The sequence below is a fragment of the Bacteroides sp. BFG-637 genome (assembly GCF_024793605.1).
Lineage (GTDB): Bacteria > Bacteroidota > Bacteroidia > Bacteroidales > Bacteroidaceae > Bacteroides > Bacteroides vicugnae.
The window spans coordinates 6073582-6096702 of the sequence record NZ_JANUPD010000002.1 but is presented as its reverse complement, the minus strand read 5'-3'; the positions used below and the strand labels follow the sequence as shown (position 1 = coordinate 6096702).

Sequence of the window (23121 nt, the reverse complement as noted above, 5' to 3'; positions counted from 1 at the left end):
ATTTTTTGATATTACAAAATTTTGATGAAAGATAACAGCGCTCCAAAAATGAAGAAAATAGACTATTTTATAACTATTTGTATATACTGTTTGTTTTCGGTATTTTGGTATCTATCAGAAGTCTTCCGGTAGAATGGAAAGTTCCGTAAAATAAGAGGCTGGCACTATTTAAAGTACCAGCCTCTGTAAAATATGGAAATGATTTATTTCATTTTCGCTTCCACCCACTTGCGGGCATTGACAAACGCTTCTATCCATGGAGTAACCTGATCGCTGTTCTTGCGGTCGGCCGGATAGCAACCGTTCTGCCATGGGAAGATGGAACGTTCCAAGTGAGGCATGATAGCCAAGTGGCGTCCGTCTGCGCTGGCCAGTGCTGCGATAGAATAATCGGAACCGTTCGGATTGCCCGGATATTCATCATAGCTATACTTCGCTACTACATTATATTTATCTTCGTCATATGGCAAAGAGAATTTTCCTTCTCCGTGAGCTACCCAGATACCCAGTTTGCTTCCACTTAAAGAGCCGAACATCACACTGCGGTTAGTCGGGATAGTAAGACCAAGGAAGCGTGATTCGAATTTGTGTGAATTGTTATGTAGCATTTTTCCTTTCTTCTTCAGTTCCGGGTTGATAAGATTGAGTTCCATCATCAACTGGCAACCGTTGCAGACACCTAATGACAATGTATCTTCGCGTGCATAAAATTTATCCAATGCTTCTTTAGCTTTCGGGTTGAACAGGAATGCGCCTGCCCATCCTTTAGCAGAACCCAATACGTCGGAGTTAGAGAAACCGCCACAATAGACGATCATGTTTACATCTTCCAATGTTTCGCGTCCGCTGATGAGGTCGGTCATCGTCACGTCTTTCACGTCGAAACCTGCCAGGTAGAGTGAGTAAGCCATTTCGCGTTCGCCATTCGTACCTTTCTCACGGATGATAGCTGCACGGATACCGCTTGGAGTGCGACGGTCCGGAGTGATACCATATTGAGAAAGCTTGCCTTTGAATTCCGGCATGAAAGCGAATTCAACGGGCTGCATCTTGTAGTTCTCGAAACGTGCTTTAGCACAACCGTTCATAGATTGTTTGCGGTCGAGCAGGTAAGAAGAAGAATACCACACATCACGCATATAGTCGATACCGAATTGGTAAGTAGCTCCGTCTTTAGATACCAGGATGTGACGTTCATCAGTCGGTTTACCCAACTTCATATAGCCTACGCCGGCATCTTCCAGAATCTTCTTCACTTCATCCTTATGCTTGTCGCTGATCTGGATAACGATACCCGGATTTTCAGCAAACAGAATCTTAACGATATCCTGTTCTTTCATCTTGTCGAGGCTGATTTCCATACCGCCTTCTACATTAGAGAAGCACATTTCGAGCAATGTAGTGATCAAACCACCGGCAGAGATATCGTGTCCTGCAAGAATCAATCCTTTGTTGACAAGTTCCTGTACGGCAAGGAAAGCATCACGGAAATATTCGGCATCTTGTACGCAAGGTACTTCGTCACCAACTTTACCCAGAGATTGTGCAAAAGCCGAACCACCCAGTTTCAGTTCATCGAAGCTGAAGTCAATATGATAAAGCGTAGTCTTTTCATTGTTAACCAATACCGGAGATACCACTTTCTTCACGTCGGAAACTTCACCACCGGCAGAAACAATCACAGTTCCCGGAGAAATCACTTTCTCGCCGTTCGGATACTTCTGTGTCATAGATAGAGAGTCTTTTCCGGTAGGAACATTGATCTGCAGCGCGCAACAGAAATCGCTTAAAGCTTTTACAGCTGTGTAAAGACGGGCATCTTCACCTTCTTGAGAGCGGCAAGGCCACATCCAGTTGGCAGACAGTGAAATGCTATCCATACCTTCCGCCATTGGAGCCCAAACAAGATTGGTCAGCGCTTCGGATACAGAAAGAATAGAGCCGGCAGCCGGATCAGCCAATGCTGCTTGCGGAGCATGTCCGATAGAGGTAGCGATACCTTTCTCGCCACGGTAGTCGAGTGCTACGACACCGCAGTCGCTCAACGGCAACTGAAGTTCACCCTGACATTGCTGACGAGCCACTTTGCCTGTTACCGAACGGTCTACCTTGTTTGTCAACCAGTCTTTGCAGGCTACAGCTTCAAGCTGCAATACATTCGTCAGATATTCATGTAGTTTAGACAATTCGTATTTCGGCATTTCATAATGACGTTCTACGGTCTTGTCTACCATATAGGTTTTGGGAGAAGAACCGAACATCTGTTCTACGGCAAGGTCGAACGGACGTACACCGTCAGCCTGTTGGAAAGCGAAACGATGATCGCCGGTTGTTTCACCGACTACGTACATTGGAGCGCGTTCGCGTTCGGCAATCTTACGTACATGTTCAATAGCCTCTTCTTTAATCAGCAGACCCATACGTTCCTGACTTTCGTTAGCGATGATTTCTTTGGCAGACAAAGTCTTGTCACCGATAGGCAACTTGCTCATATCGATCAAACCACCACATTCTTCCACGAGTTCGGACAGACAGTTTACGTGTCCGGCAGATCCGTGGTCATGGATAGAAACCACCGGATTCACCTCTTCTTCACAAAGAGCGCGTACTACGTTATTGGCACGTTTTTGCATTTCTGCGTTGGCACGTTGCACGGCATTCAACTCGATGCCACTGCTGTAACGACCGGTATCAACAGAAGATACGGAACCGCCACCCAGTCCGATACGGTAGTTGTCACCACCGATAACCACTACTTTGTTTCCAGCTTCCGGTGTGCCTTTCAGGCAGTCGCGTTGTGTACCGTAACCAACACCACCGGCAAGCATGATTACTTTGTCGTAACCATAAACTTCTTTGTTTTCTGTATGTTCGAAAGTCAGTACCGAACCGCAGATCAGCGGTTGGCCGAACTTGTTACCGAAGTCGGAAGCACCATTGGATGCTTTGATTAGAATCTGTTCCGGAGTCTGGTATAGCCATTTGCGTACCGGAAGAATCTCTTCCCATTCGCGTCCTTCTTCTGTGCGTGGATAAGAAGTCATGTAGACTGCAGTACCTGCAATCGGCCATGAACCTTTACCACCACCCATACGGTCGCGGATTTCGCCGCCGGTACCGGTAGAAGCACCATTGAATGGCTCAACAGTAGTAGGGAAGTTATGAGTTTCCGCTTTCAGTGAGATAACACTCTTGATGTCCTTTACTTGGAAGAAATCAGGTTTTGAATGATCTGCCGGAGCAAACTGTTCCACAACCGGACCTTCAGCGAAGGCTACGTTATCTTTATAAGCAGAGATTATTTTATTCGGATTTTCCTGTGTAGTCTTTTTAATCATCTGGAACAGGGAAGATTCCTGCTCTACGCCGTCGATGATAAACGTTCCGCCGAAAATTTTGTGGCGGCAGTGTTCGGAGTTGATTTGTGCGAAACCGAATACTTCAGAGTCGGTCAGCTTCCGTCCGAGGTCCTTTTCTACTTTCTTCAGGTAGTCCATTTCTTCTTTGGAAAGAGCCAAACCTTCTTTTTCGTTGTACACTTCGAGATCTTCAATGTAGATGATCGGTTCCGGCTGACGGTTTGTCGTGAATACGTTTTGGTCGAGTCCTTTGTACATGCGTTGGAGCATCGGGTCGTAATCGGCATTTTCGTCCTTAACAGGGAAGTACTCCTCGATGCGGCTTATGCCTTCGAGCCCCATGTTTTGGGTGATTTCTACTGCGTTTGTACTCCAGGGAGTGATCATTTCGCGGCGTGGGCCAACGAAACAGCCTTTCAGGTTTTCTTCACTTTCCATCACGGCTTCGCCAAAAAGCCAGCAGAGTTTATTACTTTCGTCAGGGGTGAGCTGATGGTTGCTCTCTACGGCAATCACGCTCTTGGAAGGGGTTCTGAAAAAAAGAATCATGTTGTATATTTACGATTTTACGATTTACGATTTTACGATTGAAGTTCCTGCAGGAGAAACTCTTCTCTTTTTCTGTGGCGCAAAGATAATCAATTTCGTTGGTGGTAGGAAAAAAATAGGAGAATAAATTCCTATACCTTATTTAATATGTTTATTTTCGATGTACGTTTTACTTATTATCGCTATATATAGTGATTCTTGTGTGGAAAAAACGTTAATATACTATCCCCATATCACAAAAAAGTGCGATATTTGCGACATGATTCAGATAGAGACAATATTCGATATATTAGTGAAAGGCTTTATTATTGGCGTTGTTGTGTCCGCACCCCTCGGTCCGGTGGGCGTATTATGCATCCAGAGGACTTTGAATAAGGGGCGTTGGTATGGATTTGTAACAGGTCTGGGAGCCTCTTTGAGCGATATAGCATACGCTTTGCTCACCGGCTACGGGATGAGCTTTGTGTTCGATTATATTAATAAGAATATTTTCTATCTGCAATTATTGGGGAGCATCATGCTACTCCTTTTTGGTATATATACCTTTCGTAGCAACCCGGTGCAGTCCATTCGTCCGGCTTCCTCCAGCAAAGGTTCTTATTTCCATAACTTTATTACTGCATTTTTCGTCACTCTCTCCAATCCCTTGATAATCTTCCTGTTTATCGGACTTTTCGCCCGTTTTGCCTTTGTGCAGCCGGGGGTTCTGGTGTTCGAAGAGATTACAGGATATGTTGCTATTGCTATAGGGGCATTGACCTGGTGGTTGGGGATTACTTACTTTGTGAACAAAGTGCGCACTAAATTCAACTTGCGTGGTATCTGGATACTGAATCGTGTTGTAGGAAGTATTGTAATGCTGGTATCCCTTGCCGGACTGATTTTTACTTTGTTGGGAGAATCACTTTATTAAGAGATAACTTATGAATCAGATAGCACAACAACTGAAAGAGAAGAATATTGCCGAGTACCTTATATATATGTGGCAAGAGGAAGACTTGATCCGAGCCAATCATTGTGAACCGGAAGAGATGGAGGTAAATATAATTGCCCGTTATCCGGCAGATCAGCAGCCTGCCATGAGAGAATGGTATACCAACCTGATTACGATGATGAGTGAGGAAGGAGTACGGGAAAAGGCCATTTGCAGATTAATAAGAATGTGATTATCAATCTGACAGAATTGCATAACGCATTGGCTTCTTCTCCTAAATTTCCTTTTTACAGTGCCGCCTATTTCAAGGCATTGCCGTTTATAGTAGAATTACGGAATAAAAACGGCAAGAAAGACGAGCCCGAATTGGAGACCTGTTTTGAGGCGTTGTATGGAGTGCTCCTGCTTCGTCTTCAAAAAAAGCCTATCAGTGAAGGTACTGCTAAGGCAGTGGAAGCTATCACTAGTTTCCTTTCTATGTTGGCAAACTATTATGATAAAGACCGTAAAGGTGAATTAAAACTGGATGAATAAATGAGAATTTTGGTAACGGGTGCCAACGGTCAGCTTGGCAATGAGATGCAGGTGCTTGCAAAAGAGAACCCGCAACATACGTATTATTTCACGGATGTAGAGGAGCTTAACATCTGTGACAAGCAAGCCGTTTGGGCTTATATCGCAGAGAAGCGGATTGAGCTTGTCGTGAACTGTGCCGCATATACGGCCGTAGATAAAGCGGAAGATAATTCGGAACTAGCCTATCAATTGAATTGCGAAGCACCGAAACAATTGGCAAGTGCGGCACAATTCAACGGAGCCGCCATGATACAGGTATCTACCGATTATGTCTTTGACGGTACTGCACACACTCCGTATACGGAGGATTGCGACCCTTGTCCGGACTCCGTATACGGCACCACCAAACTGGAAGGAGAATATGACGTGATGAATTATTGCGAGAAAGCAGTTGTAATCCGTACTGCATGGCTTTATTCCACTTTCGGCAATAATTTTGTGAAGACAATGATCCGTCTTGGAAAAGAGCGTGACAGTCTGGGAGTTGTTTTCGACCAGATCGGAACCCCGACTTATGCTAATGACCTGGCACGTGCCATCTATACCATTATAAATAAAGGTATAGTCCGCGGCATCTACCATTTCAGCAATGAAGGCGTTTGTTCCTGGTATGATTTCACAGTGGCTATTCATCGCTTGGCAGGAATAACCTCCTGCAAAGTGAAACCTCTGCATACAGCCGAATATCCTGCAAAGGCCAACCGTCCGGCATACTCTGTACTTGATAAAACAAAAATAAAAACAACATTTGGCATCGAAATCCCCCATTGGGAGGAAAGTCTCCAACGATGCCTGGAGAAATTGGAAATTAAAAATTGAGAGTTGAGAAATAAAAAAGAAACCACTTTGAGTATCATTTTTTAATTTCCAATTTTCAATTCTCAATTTAATAACTATGGCAGATAATACAGAAATTTTGAGACGGCGAACGTTCGCCATTATTGCGCATCCGGATGCCGGTAAGACATCATTGACGGAAAAGCTATTGCTTTTCGGTGGTCAGATACAGGTAGCAGGTGCTGTAAAGAGTAATAAGATAAAAAAGACGGCTACGTCCGACTGGATGGAAATCGAGAAACAACGTGGTATTTCGGTAACGACTTCCGTGATGGAGTTCGACTATCGGGATTATAAAATCAACATTCTCGATACTCCGGGTCACCAGGACTTTGCTGAAGATACATACCGCACACTGACTGCTGTAGACAGTGTTATCATCGTTGTAGACGGTGCGAAGGGGGTGGAAACGCAGACGCGTAAACTGATGGAGGTATGCCGCATGAGAAAGACTCCGGTAATAATCTTCGTCAACAAAATGGACCGTGAAGGAAAAGATCCGTTCGACTTGCTCGATGAACTCGAAGAAGAACTGATGATTCAGGTTCGTCCCTTGTCCTGGCCGATAGAGCAGGGAGCACGTTTCAAAGGAGTATACAACATCTACGAACAGAAACTGGACTTGTACCAGCCATCCAAACAGATGGTAACGGAAAAAGTGGCAGTCGATATTCATACGGAAGAACTGGATCAGCAGATTGGCAAGCCATTGGCAGACAAGCTGCGTGGTGATCTGGAACTGATCGAAGGTGTTTATCCCGAATTTGATTCGGAATCCTATCTCGCAGGAGATTGTGCACCTGTATTCTTCGGATCAGCGTTGAACAACTTCGGTGTGCAAGAGCTGCTGAACTGTTTCGTGGAGATAGCTCCCAGTCCTCGTCCCGTACAGGCAGAAGAGCGTGAAGTGAATCCCGACGAACCGAAATTCACCGGATTCATCTTTAAGATCACAGCCAATATTGATCCCAATCACCGTTCTTGTGTGGCATTCTGTAAGATTTGCTCCGGTAAGTTTGTCCGCAATGCTCCCTATATGCACGTTCGTCATGGAAAGACCATGCGTTTTTCATCGCCCACCCAATTTATGGCACAGCGTAAAACAACGATTGACGAAGCCTATGCAGGAGATATTATCGGTCTGCCGGATAATGGTACCTTTAAGATTGGCGATACGCTGACAGAAGGTGAAATGCTTCATTTCCGCGGATTGCCGAGCTTCTCGCCGGAGATGTTCAAGTATATTGAAAATGCCGATCCGATGAAGCAGAAACAGTTGGCGAAAGGTATCGATCAGTTGATGGATGAAGGTGTGGCACAGTTGTTTGTCAATCAGTTCAATGGCCGTAAGATTATCGGTACGGTGGGACAGTTGCAGTTTGAGGTCATTCAGTACCGTTTGTTGAATGAATACAATGCGTCCTGTCGCTGGGAACCGGTAAGTCTTTATAAAGCCTGTTGGGTAGAAAGCGATGATCCCGCAGAACTGGAAGCCTTCAAGAAACGTAAATACCAGTATATGGCAAAGGATAGAGAAGGGCGCGATGTGTTCCTGGCAGACTCCGGTTATGTACTTCAGATGGCGCAGATGGACTTTAAACACATCAAATTCCACTTTACAAGTGAGTTTTAAAACATATTCCGTTGATTTTAACTAAAAAATCAGGTAAAAAAGGAAAAACATATCTCATATAAATGAGTGAATAGAAATGAAGACACTATCCTGGGATAAAATTCAGCAAGGGGATGAAGAGGCATTCCGGCAGCTTTATGAGCAATATGCAGATTTACTGTATGGATATGGCATGAAGATAGCCGGTGATGAGACTCTGGTAACCGAGGCGATACAGTCGTTGTTTGTTTACATCTTTGAGAAAAGAGAAACTTGCGCGGCTCCTCAATCCATACCGGCTTACTTATGTGTTTCGTTGAGACACATGATAGTGAACGAACTGAAAAAGGAGAATAGTGGCTCATTAAAATCACTGGATGAAGTAGGCACAAATGAATATCAGTTTGATCTGGAGATTGATATTGAAACTGCTATTATCCGTTCAGAGTTAGAAAAAGAACAGCTAGAAGTTTTGCAGAAAGAGCTGAACAATTTGACAAAGCAACAGCGGGAGGTATTGTATCTTAAGTATTATAAGAAGATGAGTCCGGAAGAAATAGCCCAGGTGATGGGACTCACTTCACGTACGGTTTATAATACTACTCATATGGCTATCTCCAGTTTGCGGGAGCGTATGAGCAAATCTTTCTTGTTGTTGGTAGCAGCTAATTTGTGGATTTTTAATTGAGGTGTGAGATATGGAAAAGTGGACAGAATCTTTAGATAAATACTTAGAAGAAGGAAAACTTCCTCTGGTTGGCGAAATCTTTTCTCGTAAAAAAGAAATAGGTGATAAGCTGAAGTTGCAACGTGAGGAGAGCCATAAGATCGCCTTAAGCCGGAGAAGAAAGCAAGGTACGGGAAGAAGTTTCTCTTTTTCATGGGGAGCGGCAGCGGCAGTTGTCCTTCTTTTGGGGATAGGCGGTTACTTCCTGGCAGAAGAAAAGGTGGTGACTGATAATACGGCTATGAACTATGAATTTCCAGATGGCAGCACTGTGCAGGTGATGGAAAATTCCCGCCTGACTTACAATCATATCACATGGCTTTGGGAGCGCAAATTGCAACTGTTGGGTAAAGCCTCTTTTAATGTAACCAAAGGCAAGACATTCACCGTCCGTACAGAAGCCGGCGACGTGACCGTACTGGGAACGAAATTCCTCATCGATCAGCAGGGAAAGAAGATGACCGTCAACTGTGAGGAAGGAAGCGTGAAAGTCGAGACTGCTGTAGGTAAGCGTACATTGCTTGCCGGAGAAAGCGTGCATTGCGATGAGAACAAGATTGTGCCGGTAGAGAAAAAGGCAGAAGAATCGGAGTTCCCCGAGGTGTTGGGGTATGAAGACGATCCGCTGATAAATGTAGTGGCAGATATTGAACATATATTTAAGGTAACAGTCGTCGGGCACGAGAAGTGCGAGGGATTGACCTACAACGGGACGGTTTTGACGAAAGACCTGAACGCCACACTGGAAAAAGTCTTCGGCTCGTGTGGAGTCAGTTATCAAATTCGAGGGAAAGAAATTATTTTGCAATAAAAAAAGCCTCTTCTGGATAGTCAGGAGAGGCTTTTTTGTTTTTCTTCAAATTTTCTTCATTTTTTCTTGGTAAAAAACAAACGAATGCTTCTCTTTCTAATATAAGAGCTATTTAATGATGTTTGAAAAAAACGGTAGAATTGATTAGAAGATTAAATGTTGTAGAAGGAATTATCCGGCCATCTTCCTTATAGGAATAAAGGCCGGAGCTCAAAACAAACAATAGAAAGCCTTGTAGTGAATAACAAGCTAAATTCAGAACAAACAATATTTCGAAAAGAATACAAACTAGGGCTCAAAGCAAACAATAGACAGTGGGCAGATGAAAAATTCCTGCCGGAGACGTAGGTCAGAAATGGTTCCCTCACCAGGGTTATATGAGCTTTAGAAGGCTTGTTTTTCCCGATCAAACAAGTTGGCTTAAAAGGGTTTTTCAACTAGACTGCTACGCTAATTAAAAGAATGAAAGCCGTGATGGTGCATGAGAGGTTTAACAAGACCGGTTTTATCTGGTAATTTAATAGGTTAAGAAGAGGGTATGAAACCAGATGAGGGCTAAACCGGTTTATCATTGAGTATTTTTATTTAATAATTGTTTTATCAGAGTGTGAGAGAAAGTTGAGGGGCTTTCTCTCACATTTTTTGTAATAAGTTTCTGCTCATAAATACCCTGATTATCAATCAGAGAAATGACAGTTTTATACATTATATTCCTTTCTTAATTTATTTTATAATAAAAATTTGGTATTTTCGAACGCTTTTTAGACGAACAACTTAAATTACTAATAGTTTATTATATGGAAAATATCGAAACAGCGATCCTGCTGATGGTGGTCGGAATGGCTACCGTGTTTGTTATTCTGCTGATTGTGATTTATTTAGGTAAGTTGTTGATTACATTGGTCAACAAGTACGCCCCCGAAGAAGTGGTTCCTGTGAAGCGGGAAGCACCGCGAGGTCCTACACCTGTTCCGGGAAATATTTTAGCAGCCATTACTGCTGCTGTGAATGTAGTGACACAGGGTAAAGGAAAAATCACTAAAGTAGAAAAATTATAAATCTATAAAGAATATCACTGAAAGACATGAAAAGAGAAGTAAAGTTTAGCTTGGTTTTCCGAGATATGTGGCAATCAGCCGGAAAATACGTACCTCGTGTAGACCAACTTGTAAAGGTAGCTCCGGCCATCATTGAAATGGGTTGTTTCGCCCGTGTAGAAACAAACGGCGGAGGTTTTGAACAGGTAAATTTATTGTTTGGTGAAAACCCGAATACAGCCGTGCGCGAATGGACAAAACCGTTCCATGAAGCCGGTATTCAAACCCATATGCTCGACCGCGCACTGAACGGACTCCGTATGAGCCCCGTTCCGGCAGACGTCCGCAAATTATTCTACAAAGTAAAGAAAGCACAAGGAACAGACATTACCCGTACGTTCTGCGGATTGAACGATGTGCGTAATATCGCTCCTTCCATCACATACGCAAAGGAAGCAGGCATGATTTCACAATGCTCGCTTTGTATCACTCATTCGCCTATTCATACGGTAGAGTACTATACCAATATGGCACTGGAACTCATCAAACTGGGTGCAGACGAAATCTGTATCAAAGATATGGCAGGTATCGGCCGTCCCGTATCATTAGGTAAGATTGTAGCCAATATCAAGGCAGCACATCCTGAAATCCCTGTTCAGTATCATAGCCATGCAGGTCCCGGATTCAATATGGCAAGCATCCTCGAAGTATGCGAAGCAGGTTGCGACTACATCGATGTGGGTATGGAACCACTCTCATGGGGAACTGGTCATGCTGATTTACTTAGTGTACAAGCCATGCTGAAAGATGCCGGATATCAAGTGCCTGAAATTAATATGGAAGCCTACATGAAAGTGCGTGGCATGATTCAGGAATTTATGGACGACTTTCTCGGCCTGTATATCAGCCCGAAAAACCGCCTGATGAACTCCTTGCTGATTGCTCCCGGACTTCCCGGCGGTATGATGGGTAGTCTGATGGCCGACCTCGAATCCAATCTGGAATCTATCAATAAATATAAGGCAAAACACAATCTGCCGTTTATGACACAAGATCAGCTTCTCATCAAGCTGTTTGACGAAGTGGCTTACGTATGGCCTCGTGTCGGTTATCCTCCATTGGTGACTCCGTTCAGTCAATATGTGAAGAACCTTGCCATGATGAACGTGATGGCGATGGAAAAAGGGAAAGATCGTTGGGGAATGATTGCCGATGACATTTGGGACATGATTCTGGGTAAAGCCGGACGTTTGCCGGGCAAACTTGCTCCGGAAATCATTGAAAAGGCGGAACGTGAAGGCCGCAAGTTCTTCGAAGGCGATCCACAGAACAACTATCCGGATGCTCTTGATAAATATCGCAAACTGATGAAAGAGAACAAATGGGAAGCCGGACAGGACGACGAAGAACTCTTCGAATATGCGATGCACCCGGCTCAATACGAAGCCTACAAGAGTGGCAAAGCTAAAGAAGACTTCCTCGAAGACGTGGCAAAACGCCGTGCCGAAAAAGATAAATCACCGGAAGAAGATGTCAAACCGAAGACACTGACCGTACAGGTAGACGGACAGGCTTATCGTGTCACTGTAGCTTATGGTGATACCGAGCTTCCTGCTACTCCTGCGAGTGCTGCCGCTGCTCCGGCAGGCGAAGGCAAAGAGGTGGTTTCTCCGTTGGAAGGCAAGTTCTTCTTGGTGAAAAATGCACAAGAAACTGCTTTGCAAGTAGGCGACACGGTGAAAGAAGGAGACGTAATCTGCTATGTAGAAGCGATGAAAACCTACAATGCGATTCGCGCTGAATTTGGCGGCACAGTGACTGCTATCTGTGCCAACCCGGGAGATGCTGTTTCAGAAGATGATGTATTAATGAGGATAGGATAATGAACGAAATATTTGAGAACTTATATGACATGACTGCGTTCAGCAATATCATTGCCGAACCGCAGTTCCTGATAATGTATGCCATCGCGTTCATCCTGCTCTATCTCGGAATTAAGAAACAGTATGAACCGTTGTTGCTTGTGCCTATCGCTTTCGGTGTGTTGCTTGCCAACTTCCCCGGAGGAGATATGGGTGTGATTCAGGCTGATGAGAATGGTATGATTATGGTGAACGGAGTGATGAAGAACATCTGGGAAATGCCTCTGCATGACATTGCCCACGAACTCGGCATCATGAACTTTATTTACTATATGCTGATTAAGACAGGTTTCCTGCCTCCGATCATCTTCATGGGTGTCGGTGCGTTGACGGACTTCGGACCGATGTTGCGTAACCTGCGTCTTTCTATTTTCGGTGCAGCCGCACAGTTGGGTATCTTTACCGTGCTGTTGGTGGCTATCCTGATGGGATTCACTCCGAAAGAAGCTGCCTCTCTGGGAATTATCGGTGGTGCGGATGGGCCGACGGCTATCTTTACCACCATCAAACTTGCTCCGCATTTGCTGGGTCCTATTGCCATTGCAGCTTACTCATACATGGCACTCGTTCCGGTGATTATTCCGCTGGTAGTGAAGCTGTTCTGTACGAAGAAAGAGTTGAGTATCAACATGAAAGAGCAAGAAAAGATGTATCCCTCAAAGACGGAAATCAAGAATCTGCGTGTATTGAAGATTATCTTCCCGATTGTGGTAACTACCGTTGTGGCCCTCTTCGTGCCAAGTGCTGTGCCATTGATCGGAATGCTGATGTTCGGTAACCTGGTGAAAGAGATCGGAACCAATACATTCCGTTTGTTCGATGCTGCTTCCAATAGCATCATGAATGCAGCTACTATCTTCCTCGGATTGTCTGTAGGGGCAACAATGACTGCCGAAGCATTCCTCAACTGGACAACAATCGGTATCGTGATCGGTGGATTCCTTGCATTTGCACTTTCTATAACCGGTGGTATTTTCTTTGTGAAACTAGTGAATCTTTTCTCGAAGAAGAAAATCAATCCGCTTATCGGTGCAACCGGTTTGAGTGCTGTTCCGATGGCAAGCCGCGTAGCCAATGAAATAGCTTTGAAGTACGATCCGAAGAATCACGTATTGCAATACTGCATGGCAAGCAACATCTCCGGCGTAATCGGTTCTGCCGTAGCTGCGGGTGTGTTAATTTCCTTCCTTGCGTAGTCAATATAGCTGACCTTATATACAATAATCCGGAGATATGGGTATTGCCCATTCTCCGGATTATTTATTATATACTGCTTTATGAATGCAGATTTCAGATTCTTCTTTTATTCACTAATCACTTTTCTGTATTCCGCTACCGCCATCTTTTCCGACAGATACGCATTAATCAGATTCGTGTGTGCTTGTGTCCATGATAGTTGTGCCGACAACACATCTACCATATTCGCTTTTCCCTCATTGTAAGAGAACGAAACCAGGTCGAGATTTTCATTGGCCAGATTCATAGTCTCGGTGGCAGTTTTCACTTGATATTCCGTTTCCGTCAGTTTGGTCAGTGCGGCAGAAAGTTCCTCGTTGATATTGTCCGTCACATAACTCTGTTGCAGTTTCTGTATTCCGATGTACGCTTTTTGCTGGCGGTTCGTTTTGAACCGGGCTCCCCACCGGAAAATCGGGATATTGATATTAATGCCGACGATGGGATTGAAAGATACATCATATCCGAGATTAGGCGTAGCCGTAGCCCATCCGCCACTGAAATACATATTCAGTTGCGGGTTGAACTGACTAAGAGCTGCTTTGCGCTGTGCCTCACTCTTCATGATGTTCACTTCCGTACTTTCAAAATCCGCACGGCGTTGCAACACATTCTCTAAAGAAAGTATCTGTACCGGGGCAGAAGCCTTGTCAATCGTATAAAGACTGTCTACAGGACTATTTGGTTCTTCTCCCATTAAGATATTCAGCTTTTGCAGGGCTAGCGTATAGTTCTGGCGAGCCTTGATATATTGCAGTTCCGCTTCTTTTAACCGGGTGGAAATCATTAATAAATCCGTGCGGCTAATCATCCCGTCGCTGAAACGATCCTGTATGATGTCATACTGCTGTTTCACGATGCTTTGATACTTATCCGCTGCTTGCAACATAGCTTGTGAGGCAGAAGCATTCCAGTAAACCGCATCACTTTGATAATGAATCTGGTCGATGGTAAGCTCCTCGTTCAGCTGATTCAGCTTTTCATCCGCTTTGGCAATCTTGTGCTGGGCGTTGAGCGCACCTCCTGTATACAACGGTTGCGAAACGATAAATACTCCTTGATAAGTATGATTGCGGTATTCGCCCAATGGCTCGTTCCATGCACTAAGGTCGCTCATGTTAAGCGTACCGTCCGCATTGACATCGATTTTAGGTAAGAAACCGGTATGAGCAATTTTCCGTGCTTCCGTACTTGCCATTGTCTTTAGTTTCTGTTGCTTCAGTATTTGGCTGTAAGCTTCCACCTTATCCCGGTAGGCTTCCCGGCTAAGATAAGGCTGTTGTGCCCCGGCCGTGAGGCCGAGGAACAATAGAGACAGAGTTATAAGTTGAGTTTTCATTTTATTCAATCTAAACAATAAATTCAAGTTTCATATAAGAATAGGCAATTAGCCTTTGATTCTCTGAATGGCACAATAAGCTACCGGAAGAACAAACAATGTCAGCGCCGAAGCCACCAACAAACCTCCCATAATCGTAGCCGCCATACCGCCAAACATTGCATCGAACAACAATGGTAACATACCCAGAATAGTAGTACCGGACGCCATTGCTACAGGAATAATACGGCTGGTCGTGGCACTGACAACAGCATCCAACGGTTTTTTGCCTGTCTTTGCCTCCAGGTCAATCTGCTCTACAAGCACAATCGCGTTTTTGATATTCATACCAATCAGTCCGAGCAACCCCAAAATAGAGAAGAAGTCGAACGACTTGCCGAGTAACACCAATCCTAACACGATACCGATAAAGATAAGCGGCAGCATCAACAGAATCACTGTCGGTTTACGGTACGTCCTGAACAAGAACAACAGAGTGACAAACATCAGGAAGAACGTCAACGGCAAGTTCTTGGCCAGCGCCTCATTAGATTCCACCTGACTTTCCTGCTCCCCGAAATATTTCATTGTATATCCCTCCGGCACTTTTATTTCTTTCTGTATCAGCGGCCAAACCTCATTGAAAGCAGCAATCGCATTTACCCCGCGACGCGGATCGCACTGTGCCATCATCACCATTTGCCGGTTGTAATCTTTCACGTTCGAGAAACGGTACTGGAAATCAAATTCCGATACCACCTGTTCCAGGCTGGTTGTCTCATTCCCTGTGCCAAACACAGGCAACGTGCGCAAGTCATTGATGCGGAATGAATCCACCGTGTTGTCCTTCAATAAGATAGGCAACACCTGATCCCCCTGCCGGTATTCTCCGAGCGTCATACCCGTAGTTCCGATCTGGATACTCTGTGCCATGCCCTGACGGGATACCCCTAATGGCTGTGCCCGTTCGGGACTATATATCGGTTTCCACACAGGAATCTTGTTTCCCCACGAATTGCGTATGTTGATTAAATCCGGATTCCGGTGCATAATCTCCAATGCCTGATTGGTGAGTGCCACAAGTGTGTCTACATCCGGTCCTATAAACCCGATTTCGATAGCGGCATCCACCGCGGGCGACAGCTTGAACAGACTTGTACGCGTAATCGCATTCGGATAATTCGCCTTCATATATGCGTCGAAATCTTCCTCATACTCTTTTGTATATTTACTGTCTGTTAATTCAATCAACACATTGGCAAAATTCGGTTTCGGTCCTACGGAAGTGGAAGCGAGGTAATACCTTAACGGCGTGCTGCCGAAGGTGATCGACACTTTTTTCACTTCCGGCTGCTTTGCCAGATGCTCTTCCACCGATTTCATCTCTTTCACCACATCGTTGATGCTATATCCGTCGGGATAGAACACGTCTGCCCGGAAATAGGGCTTGTCCAAAGAAGGGAAGAAGTTTTGCGGCATCGTCCCCATGATAATCAGCGAAGCAACGAAAAGCACTACCATCGAACCCAGTGTCAACGTTTTCCTACGAATCAGTGTACGGAGGATAGAAGCGAATTTGTGATAAAACGGTTTATCATACGGGTCTTTGGCACCATCTTTCGCTTTCAGGATGAAATTACCAAAAACGGTGGTCTGCGTCAGTGCAAGTACCCAGCTCAATCCCAACGAGATGGCAAGTACCACAAAAAGCGGTTTCACAATTTCCGCTACGGCAGAAGGAGCAAGGTAGAGCGGAAGGAACGAACAGATAGCGATAAAAGTAGCCCCGAGCAATCCCCATTGCGGACCCGTTGCACCATCTATTAGTGCTTTCCGCCGATCTACTCCGCGGGCAATGGCAATTTGTGCGTTATCCGTCACCACAATGGCGTTGTCCACCAGCATACCCATGGCGATGATAAATCCCGCCAACGAAGTACGGTTCAGCCCGACACCGAAGAAAGACATGATAAGCAATGTACCTCCAATGGAGAAAATAAGTGACGAACCGATCAGCATACCTGCACGCAAGCCCATTACCAACATGATAATCACAATCACAATCAGAATAGATTCGATCAGATTGATGATAAATCCGTTGTTGGCTTCATTGGCTATCTCGTTTTCCAGATATAGACTTTGTAGCTCCAATCCCACAGGCATCAGTGGCAGCAATTCGTCCAGCTTGGCTTTCACATTCTTACCCGTTTGCACCACATCCCGTTGCGGGTCGGTGGAGACACCGATGCCGATGGCACGTTTGCCGTTCACGTGCATAATGTTGGATGGGGGATCTATGTATCCTTTTTCGATAACGGCGATATCACCGAGTTTCACCTGTCCGGCCTTTGTGGTAATTACTTGGTTGCGAATATCGTCTACAGTGGTGTACATGCCGTTGGCAGTCACCCGGAGTTGTTGCTCGCCGGCACGGATTTCTCCGGTATTGATAATCTGATTCTGCGATTGCAGCAGACTGGCAAGCTGTTTCGGGTCGATGCCCATACCTACGAGCTTATTAGTAGAAATGAAAATATTAACCACTTCTGTCTGCGTTCCGAACAAAGCCACTTTCATCACTCCGTCTGCCGTCACTACCTGTGTCTTGATCCGTTCCGCCCAGTTGCGCATCTCTTCGTATGTGTAACCGTCGTCCGCCGTCAGACCGTAATAGATGCCGAACACGTCACCGAAATCATCGGAAACAGTTGGTGCGGAAGCACCGCTCGGCAACTGTGGCTGTATGTTGAGCACCTTCCGTCGTAACTCGTCCCACTTCTGTGGAATGGAGCTTGCTGACAAGGAAGGTTGTAATTCGAATGTGATTTTTGAAAGCCCGTACATAGATTCTGATTTAATCTTGTACACACCGCTCATACTTTGAATCTCGCGGGAGATGGGCTCGGTAATCAACCGCTCCACTTCAGCCGGTTCGGCACCCGGATAACGGGTCATGATAACCGCCGACTTTATCACGAAAGGAGCATCCTCTTTCTTGCCTAGCTTGCCAAAGGAAGTGATTCCCCCAATCAGCAGCACGGCAAGAAAGAAATAGATGATTTTCGTATTATCTAATGAATATCTAGCTAAACTCATAATAAATGATAGTTGATAGTTGATAAATGATAGTTGGGATTAAATGATAGTTGACAATTGATAAATGATAGTTGGTAAGTGATCGGTAAAGAAAATGATTACTAGCCGATTCCAATTAGCAGTACCCTATGGCACAGCCCACTATCATTTATCACCTATCACCTATTATAGATTCTCCTTCCACTAGTTGGTGTACGCCTGCAATGACGATTTTTTCACCGGGTTTCAAACCTTCCGAGATGAGCGCCTGTGCTTCTCCGGTCGGGGCGTTGACGGTCACTTCCCGTTTGTGGACTTTGTTGTCTTCTACCACCCAGACATACATTTTATTCCCTTCACTTTCACCGAATACGGCACTAAGTGGTACAATCGTCCAGCTATCCTGCACCAACGGACCTACATCTGCTGTGAAACGGATGCCACACGTGAAACCGGGTTTCACTGCATAAAGATCACGGTCGAATGACGGGTCGTCAATCGTGATACTGACCGGGATACCTGTGCCATCGGTCGAAATATCCAGATATTCTTCCAGTTTCGCTTGAAACACGTGTCCTTTGAAGGTATCAAACTCAACAAGGAAACGCGGATCTTTGGCGCGCAACAAATAAAGATAAGCATCTGGAATGGTGAATTTGATACGCAGATTGTGCGTGTTGACAAGCTGAACGATACCTTCACCGGAGTTGACACGCTGATAGTTTTCTACCAGTCGTTTTTCGATAGAACCGTCGAAAGGAGCTGTCAGCTTGGTGTCGCGCATATTGTTGGCAGACAGTTCGTATTCAGACTTCGCCTTTTGGAAGTTGGCGAGGCTGATTTCATATTCCTGTACGGAGATCGCTTGTCGGGAGAGGAGCCGTTTGTTACGTTCCACTTGTGCCGAAGCCGTTTCGTATGCTGATTTTGTAGCAGCATATTGCAACGCGATGTCTCTGGGGTCGATAGCTGCTATGAGTTGTCCCTTTTTCACTTTCTGTCCTTCGATGACAGGAAGCTGGATGATTTGTCCGTTGACCCGGAAAGCCAGCTTCACATATTCCACCGCTTCCACGATTCCCGAGAAATCTTTTCTGATAATCGATCTTGACTCGACAATCGTAGTCTTTACGGGACGGGCAGTTGTCGTTGTCGTTTCTTTTTTCTGTCCGCAGCCAGCAAGCAAGATTGCAGCCGCAGCCGCCAGGACGAATCCAATTTTCTTTTTCATATACCACGTTGATGTTTAGAGGTTTTGCGTTGATAAATAGCGAATAATATACTAAAACAACTCCCGTTTATTTATGTTCAACATTCCTATCTTTTCATATTCTGCCTCTTAACCATTATATGGAACACAAAAAAACGGGAACTTTACCGTTTCTAAGGTAAAATTCTCATCCAACTCTTTTGAAGGTTATTGCATTATTCATAACGAAACCGTACGAATTTGAATTAAATGAACTATTTCACCACAGAGGACACGAGGACACAGAGGTTATAATAATCTCTGAATTAGAACTCTGAAAACTCTGTGTCCTCCGTGTCCTCTGTGGTGAAAACCGTGTAATAATGTGTCAATATGCTAATTGTTTACGCTGTGTCCCACATGGTAATTGGCATATTAACATATTGGCGTTTTGATTCATCATTAGCAGGTGCACTGACAATTATTCACTATTGGAACCTTTTGCACAGCCTTTTTATCCAACTGTCACTACGTATAACGTTGTTATTCTCTCCAATCGCTTTTTTCAAATCCCGGATTCGTTCGTTTTGTCTTTTCATTGCTGCTTGTATCTCGTTTATCAACGTATTTATTTCCTTTTGCAACTGAATTTCCTTTTCTTTCAATTGAATAATGTGGGCGTATTTCTCGCAGACCATCGTTTTGTCTATACACAGTTGTTCCAGCGTATCAATATATTCTGTTGTAATACCGGCTTTACTTCGGCGAAAGAGTTCCAGAATACATTCTTCGTCAACGTTCGGAACATTGTCTATGTATAACATAGGGAATTGTCCCATTTCCACCCAAAGCAGGATCGCTTCTTTTTCGATGTGATACTTAATCACTGCTTTTTCTACACTAATCCATTCTGGCATATCGCTTTTGTTTTAATGTGTTATAAGAAAAAGGAGTAAATAACGTATTGTCCGGAGAGGTGCAACGAACACCCACGATTTTTGTGATTTCGGTCGGGGGAGAATTGGTTTGGGGTATAAGGATTGTTGAAACCGACCGGATACTATAAAAACGTGAGTGCTGTTGTACTATTATCTAAATCGAGGTCTTAGCATACCGTGCACCAGATAATGATAAACAACAGACACCTATGCTAATCAATATATATATAACATCTTTAATCGATATGTTGATATACGATCATCTACGTGGAGTATCTGTTGTATCATCTCCCGGTGCATGAAATTTGCTAAGTTTCGATTTGGGAGACAATACGTTATTTACTCCGTTAGGAAATAAAAAACCGCTTTTGCTTTTTCATCACGCTGATGGGCAGAAAGCGTATGACAAAGATATATGTTTTTTTCGGAATTAGATGGAAAAGAGGTATCAATTACAGGAAATATGGTATATTGATAGGGTAGATATGATATATAGATAAGGAATATGGTGATAATGATAAAAAGTTTCCGACAGTTTAATCATGAACTGCACTCTTAAAGTTGGATACAAAACTTTAGGAGTACAGTTCACTAACCGCCAGAAACATTATATTTCTGTACAACTATTTTTTTATTTCGTTTTAGTTCCGTTTTCTTTCCGGCTTTCCGGAGAAGATAGTCAGTTCTAAAATTTCAAATATGATTTCTGTTGTGGTATATCCGTTAAATGTATATTCCAGATTTTCGTCCTCAAGAAAGTATTTGAGATAAATGGTTGGAGTGCCATTGTGGAAGTCGAGAAAAAGGTAAGAAGTATAGTTATAGATACCCAGATCGGCAAACTCATTTAGAATAGCAGTATTGAAAACTGTGCACCAGCCTGTTTTTGATTCGTTTCCGGACATTTCGAATCTACGATGTTCTTTTGCGAGATCGTCCTTTTTTACATGTCTGAACTGCTCAAGCAATTCATCATTGAAAGAAAGGCGTTGTCTGATAAAATTAAAAACTTCCTCCTTTGTCATTTGTTTTAAATCAGTTATTTCCATTTTTACTTAATTAGTCGGGTAAAGGTACTCCCTTTATTTGATAATAAATCGGATTTGGTGATATTTCTTTTATTTCTTTTTTGGGGTTATATCTCTAAAAACTTTCTGACTCCGGCTGAAACCATTTTGTTTCGAAGGGGGAGGAATAAACTAATCGAAAGGAATAAGGAATACAGAAACGAAAAAGAGGAAATTCTCTACGAGAATCTCCTCTTTTTTCATCTTTCACGAAAGATCGAATTATTTCTTCTTACGGTCACCGTAACGGCTCATGAACTTATCAACACGACCTGCAGTATCCACCAATGTAGATTTACCTGTATAGAACGGGTGAGAAGTGTTTGAGATTTCAATCTTCAGCAACGGATAAGTTTCACCTTCGAATTCGATGGTTTCTTTAGTTGCTACAGTTGACTTAGACAAAAACATGTCACCATTTGACATATCTTTAAATACTACCGGACGGTATGATTCTGGATGAAGGCCTTTTTTCATTTCAGTATCTGTTTTTTTAATTTATATTCTGTTACTATTTTGGTAAGAAATAGTGTAATGGTCATTTTCAGAGCGCAAAGATAATGCTTTTCTGTGAAATAGAAAAAGGTTTTATGGAAAAAACTTCGATAAAGATGCTCTGCTTTCTAAATTTAGGCAATCCGTACCTATAATATATCTATATTAATATGATTCGCATTATTCATATACGAATAGCATAACTCATATTGATGAATGATGGATAGAATGCAGAAATGCACTTTACTGTCTTTTATCCGTTTATTTGCAAGGTAGACATTACAATCTAATGTCACACTCGTATTCCTGCTAATTTTTGGTGTCTGATTTAAACCTTTTTCTACTATATTTTTCTTTCCAATGTTCGTTATTCGATGGATAATGCTTACTTTTGCGTAGAATTTTTATTCACTAACAATAAACTTTAAACAAAATGGTAAATTACAAAGATTTAGGATTGGTAAACACAAAAGAAATGTTTGCTAAGGCTATCAAAGGTGGATATGCTATCCCAGCATTCAACTTCAACAATATGGAACAGATGCAGGCTATCATCAAGGCTGCTGTTGAAACTAAATCTCCTGTGATTCTTCAGGTTTCTAAAGGTGCTCGTCAGTATGCTAACGCTACTTTGTTGCGTTACATGGCACAGGGTGCTGTAGAATATGCTAAAGAATTAGGCTGCGCACATCCGGAAATCGTTCTTCATCTTGACCACGGAGATACATTCGAAACTTGCAAATCTTGTATCGATTCAGGTTTCTCTTCAGTGATGATCGACGGTTCTCATCTTCCTTACGAAGAAAACGTTGCATTGACTAAGAAAGTTGTTGAGTACGCTCACCAGTTCGACGTAACTGTAGAAGGTGAACTTGGCGTATTGGCTGGTGTAGAAGATGAAGTTTCTGCTGACCACCACACATATACTGACCCTGAAGAAGTAATCGACTTCGCTACTCGCACTGGTTGCGACTCTTTGGCTATCTCAATCGGTACTTCTCACGGTGCTTACAAGTTTACTCCGGAACAATGCCACATCGACCCGGTTACAGGTGTAATGGTTCCTCCTCCATTGGCTTTCGAAGTATTGGATGCTGTAATGGAAAAACTTCCGGGATTCCCTATCGTTCTTCACGGATCATCTTCAGTTCCTCAAGAAGAAGTGGAAACTATCAACAAATACGGTGGTGCACTGAAAGCTGCTATCGGTATTCCGGAAGAATGGTTGCGTAAGGCTGCTAAGTCTGCTGTCTGCAAAATCAACATCGATTCTGACTCACGTCTGGCTATGACTGCTGCTATCCGTAAGACTTTCGTTGAAAAACCAGCTGAATTCGACCCACGTAAGTATCTTGGTCCGGCTCGTGACAACATGGAAAAACTGTACAAGCACAAAATTCTTAACGTGCTCGGTTCTGATAACAAATTGGCACAGTAAT

At 43.7% G+C, this 23121-nt stretch carries 16 protein-coding genes and 1 pseudogene; 10 read left to right on the top strand and 7 right to left on the bottom strand.

Annotated elements, in window-relative coordinates; translation table 11 throughout:
• Positions 1 to 203: 203 nt before the first annotated feature.
• Positions 204 to 3908, bottom strand: coding sequence for a phosphoribosylformylglycinamidine synthase (gene purL, locus NXX38_RS24055; protein ID WP_148364671.1), 3705 nt, complete (start codon positions 3906 to 3908; stop codon positions 204 to 206).
• A 259-nt stretch (positions 3909 to 4167) separates the two neighbouring features.
• Here purL and NXX38_RS24050 point away from each other — a divergent pair, with 259 nt between their 5' ends.
• The 9 genes and pseudogenes from NXX38_RS24050 to NXX38_RS24010 all read left to right on the top strand — a co-directional run bounded on the left by NXX38_RS24050 (position 4168) and on the right by NXX38_RS24010 (position 13560).
• The gene (locus tag NXX38_RS24050; protein ID WP_008774798.1) at positions 4168 to 4821 is read left to right on the top strand and encodes a LysE family translocator; all 654 of its coding nucleotides are present in this window, start codon (positions 4168 to 4170) and stop codon (positions 4819 to 4821) included.
• 10 nt (positions 4822 to 4831) lie between these two features.
• Positions 4832 to 5376, top strand: a pseudogene (locus NXX38_RS24045) (DUF4924 family protein).
• Positions 5377 to 6237: a dTDP-4-dehydrorhamnose reductase gene (gene rfbD / locus NXX38_RS24040; protein ID WP_004300950.1), complete on the top strand. Its 861-nt coding sequence runs from the start codon at positions 5377 to 5379 to the stop codon at positions 6235 to 6237. It abuts the pseudogene before it with no gap.
• A 76-nt stretch (positions 6238 to 6313) separates the two neighbouring features.
• Positions 6314 to 7888, top strand: coding sequence for a peptide chain release factor 3 (locus NXX38_RS24035; protein ID WP_195650595.1), 1575 nt, complete (start codon positions 6314 to 6316; stop codon positions 7886 to 7888).
• A gap of 76 nt (positions 7889 to 7964) precedes the next feature.
• Positions 7965 to 8555, top strand: coding sequence for an RNA polymerase sigma factor (locus tag NXX38_RS24030; protein ID WP_008999793.1), 591 nt, complete (start codon positions 7965 to 7967; stop codon positions 8553 to 8555).
• A gap of 10 nt (positions 8556 to 8565) precedes the next feature.
• Positions 8566 to 9405 (top strand): FecR family protein, encoded by an 840-nt coding sequence (locus NXX38_RS24025; RefSeq protein WP_258981419.1) that lies wholly within the window; start codon positions 8566 to 8568, stop codon positions 9403 to 9405.
• 797 nt (positions 9406 to 10202) lie between these two features.
• A complete protein-coding gene (locus tag NXX38_RS24020; protein WP_148364674.1) occupies positions 10203 to 10463 on the top strand; it encodes an OadG family protein in 261 nt (86 codons plus the stop codon).
• A gap of 26 nt (positions 10464 to 10489) precedes the next feature.
• Positions 10490 to 12325 (top strand): biotin/lipoyl-containing protein, encoded by a 1836-nt coding sequence (locus tag NXX38_RS24015; RefSeq protein WP_217721190.1) that lies wholly within the window; start codon positions 10490 to 10492, stop codon positions 12323 to 12325.
• On the top strand, positions 12325 to 13560 hold the full coding sequence (locus tag NXX38_RS24010; RefSeq protein ID WP_148364676.1) for a sodium ion-translocating decarboxylase subunit beta: 1236 nt from the start codon (positions 12325 to 12327) through the stop codon (positions 13558 to 13560). The genes NXX38_RS24015 and NXX38_RS24010 overlap by 1 nt, the downstream gene beginning before the upstream one ends.
• Before the next feature lie 107 nt (positions 13561 to 13667).
• Here the strand turns inward: NXX38_RS24010 and NXX38_RS24005 are convergent, their stop codons facing one another.
• The 6 genes from NXX38_RS24005 to NXX38_RS23980 form a co-directional block, all read right to left on the bottom strand.
• The gene (locus NXX38_RS24005) at positions 13668 to 14939 is read right to left on the bottom strand and encodes a TolC family protein (protein ID WP_167511752.1); all 1272 of its coding nucleotides are present in this window, start codon (positions 14937 to 14939) and stop codon (positions 13668 to 13670) included.
• 48 nt (positions 14940 to 14987) lie between these two features.
• Positions 14988 to 18014, bottom strand: coding sequence for an efflux RND transporter permease subunit (locus tag NXX38_RS24000; protein WP_258981418.1), 3027 nt, complete (start codon positions 18012 to 18014; stop codon positions 14988 to 14990).
• Positions 18015 to 18165: 151 nt separating this feature from the next.
• On the bottom strand, positions 18166 to 19224 hold the full coding sequence (locus NXX38_RS23995; protein WP_195650592.1) for an efflux RND transporter periplasmic adaptor subunit: 1059 nt from the start codon (positions 19222 to 19224) through the stop codon (positions 18166 to 18168).
• Positions 19225 to 19670: 446 nt separating this feature from the next.
• The gene (locus tag NXX38_RS23990) at positions 19671 to 20099 is read right to left on the bottom strand and encodes a hypothetical protein (protein WP_258981414.1); all 429 of its coding nucleotides are present in this window, start codon (positions 20097 to 20099) and stop codon (positions 19671 to 19673) included.
• 662 nt (positions 20100 to 20761) lie between these two features.
• Positions 20762 to 21169: a hypothetical protein gene (locus NXX38_RS23985; protein ID WP_148364681.1), complete on the bottom strand. Its 408-nt coding sequence runs from the start codon at positions 21167 to 21169 to the stop codon at positions 20762 to 20764.
• 240 nt (positions 21170 to 21409) lie between these two features.
• On the bottom strand, positions 21410 to 21664 hold the full coding sequence (locus NXX38_RS23980) for a type B 50S ribosomal protein L31 (protein ID WP_005678397.1): 255 nt from the start codon (positions 21662 to 21664) through the stop codon (positions 21410 to 21412).
• A gap of 451 nt (positions 21665 to 22115) precedes the next feature.
• Between NXX38_RS23980 and NXX38_RS23975 the strand changes: the two genes are divergently transcribed.
• Positions 22116 to 23120 carry a class II fructose-bisphosphate aldolase gene (locus NXX38_RS23975; protein ID WP_195649554.1) on the top strand — a complete coding sequence of 335 codons (1005 nt, stop codon included), beginning with the start codon at positions 22116 to 22118 and terminating at the stop codon, positions 23118 to 23120.
• Position 23121: the final 1 nt, after the last annotated feature.